Below are 2,563 nucleotides of genomic sequence, written 5' to 3'. Positions count from 1 at the left end.
CGTTTTTGTGCTTTAGGGTACTTTTTCTTGCACAAACACATTAAAGGGCTTCTGAGGGCTGTTTTTTTGCGTTTTAAGGGTATTTAAGGGGTTAGTCCTTAACTTCTATCGTTGTAATGCGTTTGTCTTGGATTTTGGAGCGTTCTTCTTGCTCCGAAGCAGTCAACACTATATTGGCTGGAAACTCGCAGTATTCCCTATTGTTCCCCCAAGAATTCCATACAAGGTCTTTATTGGCAACATAGACATTACTGGAGCCTGTTTTGTAGACATATAAAAATCCATGTTCTTTGAGATACTTAATTGACCTTGCAACAGTTGCCTGCCCCATATCCAAAGCGTCTTGAAAGACCTTGTAAGAACATACTACAGCGTTATATTTATCCATGTGGTCAAATATAAAAAACAGCACTTGTAGAGCCTTTGGGTTTTCTTTTAGACAGCTTCTGAGATATTCTGAATTATCTTTGTTTACTTGATAAAACCTTGTGAAAGGGCTTTTCTTTTGTCGTTTTAATTCTTCCAGCTCTTCTTGTTCTTTGGCAATTAAATCTATTGCTCGCTGTTTAAAAGACACATCATTCAAATTCTTTGGTTCTGATACGACTACTGGCATTGAAATATCCCCCTTGTTATTTATCATACTGTGATAAATACATTTATCATTCATGATAAAACTTTTATCACAAATGATAATAGAATACAAGGGGTTTTATCATAGCTGGTGATAAAACTAGTTATCACAGCTGGTGATAAAACCTAAAATCGCGTAAAGCCTTGAAAACACTTGATGTAGACCTATTTTTGAGTGTTTTTACTCTTATATCTTCTATGAACGCACCGACCAGAGGGAGGCTAGTGCGTGAAAGGGGGGATTTTCCCCCCTTAAATCCCCCTAGTCGGCTCGTGCCGACAGCACGACCTCTGGAGCTAATTAAGCCCGTCGGTAAGTAAGCCATGGCACATTCAGCCCTAACGCTAGTCAAGGGTGCGGAGCACCGACTCCGTCGGCTTCGCCCTTGACTGCGTGGGCTATGTGCCTTTTATGGCTTACCGACGGGCTTAATTAGCTCCAGAGGTCGTGCTGTCGGCACGAGCCGACTAGAGGGGTTTTAGGGGGGAGAATCCCCCTCTAAGAAGATATAAGAGGGAACGATTAAGTGAAAATCTTGTAGAACCGCATAGAATCTAGCTTTTTTGATGTTTTTAAAGACAGACCTATGTAAAGCACTGCTTTACATCAATGTAAACCAGCTTGCTTTACATACCCTTTACACGTTGTAAACCATTTTCTTGACAAGTTGTAAAATAAAATTTACAATGTGTAATAATTTTAGACAGAGATGAAAGGAGTTTTGATGTCAACGTTAACAGTTTCAGAAAAGCCTAATTTATTGAGCAATAATAGCTTATCTTTTGATGAAAGGGCATTGCAGTTAAAGTCTAAAGAAAAAGCCGAAATGGACGCAATTAAGCGTGAAAAACAAAGTCCTTTTAGCCGTTGGACACAGTTCAATAATGAGCACACAAAAGAACTAATGATACTTGCTATTAAACATCCAAAGGCTCACGCTATACTTTATTTTCTTGTGGACCAAATGGATAACTATAACGCTTGTATTTGTTCTACCGCTGTTATGCAAGAAGTCTTAGGAGTAAGTCGTCAAACCATTTCAAAAAATATCAAGGTTCTTAAAGACCTCGGCTTTTTAGTTACCTTGAAAAGCGGAAATGCAAATGTCTACACGATTAACGATAAAGTTTACTGGAAATCTTGGGGTAACAATAGACAGTACAGCAAATTTCCTGCCAATGTTGTATTAGCCATGTCCGAGCAAGACGAAGACTATAAAATTAACTTTGCAGATTTAAAAGCAGAAAAGATTAAAACTGTCTCCTTGAAGGAAAAAGAATCCTGAAAAACAAGAACAACACTTTAAATACCCTTAAAACGCAAAAAACAGCCCTCAGAAGCCCTTTAATGTGTTTGTGCAAGAAAAAGTACCCTAAAGCACAAAAACGCATTCTAGGGCTTTTTTCGTCCTGGCATTTATCCCGGGAAAACCAAAATCCAATTGAGGCAGGAATAGGACGGCTACGCGTCCGCCGAAATTGCTGCGGGCAAAGCCCACAGCCTGATTTTTTCCAGTGGCTACAAAATGGCTTTTAGAAAAAAGTCGTGGCTACAAAAATGCAAAAATGCCTTATAAATCCACTGCACAAGCGGACTTCTCGATGGCTACAAAAGGCAAAAACGGATCGCCCTACTTGTACATACTGATATTTGCTAAGTACTCTACTGAGTACTTAGCCTATTATGTGTATGTGCATATATTTATCTCTAAGCGAGTAACAAAGCCGTCTTATCGGCGTGCAAAAAAGTAGGAGTGTAATTTCAAAAATGTACGCTGAATTTTGCCTAAAATATCCCCCACTGGCTTTCGCCACCGCCCCTTGGGGCGGTTCAAACCCTCTGGGCTTATTAGCTCCGTCGGTAAGTAAGCCATGGCACATTCAGCCCTAACGCTAGTCAAGGGTGCGGAGCACCGACTCCGTCGGCTTC

2 protein-coding genes are annotated in these 2,563 nt (G+C 40.1%); one reads left to right on the top strand and one right to left on the bottom strand.

Annotated elements, in window-relative coordinates; genetic code table 11:
• Positions 1-91 precede the first annotated feature (91 nt).
• Positions 92-616, bottom strand: coding sequence for a replication/maintenance protein RepL (locus LEP1GSC050_RS00010; RefSeq protein ID WP_001145698.1), 525 nt, complete (start codon positions 614-616; stop codon positions 92-94).
• A 742-nt stretch (positions 617-1,358) separates the two neighbouring features.
• Between LEP1GSC050_RS00010 and LEP1GSC050_RS00005 the strand changes: the two genes are divergently transcribed.
• Complete coding sequence (locus LEP1GSC050_RS00005) at positions 1,359-1,919, top strand: winged helix-turn-helix domain-containing protein (RefSeq protein ID WP_000105967.1); 561 nt, start codon at positions 1,359-1,361, stop codon at positions 1,917-1,919.
• The last annotated feature ends 644 nt before the right edge of the window (positions 1,920-2,563 follow it).

The sequence above is a fragment of the Leptospira broomii serovar Hurstbridge str. 5399 genome, assembly GCF_000243715.2.
GTDB classification, from domain to species: Bacteria; Spirochaetota; Leptospiria; order Leptospirales; family Leptospiraceae; genus Leptospira_B; species Leptospira_B broomii.
Note: the sequence above shows the minus strand (reverse complement) of the source record. Positions and strands in the feature narration are given on the sequence as shown.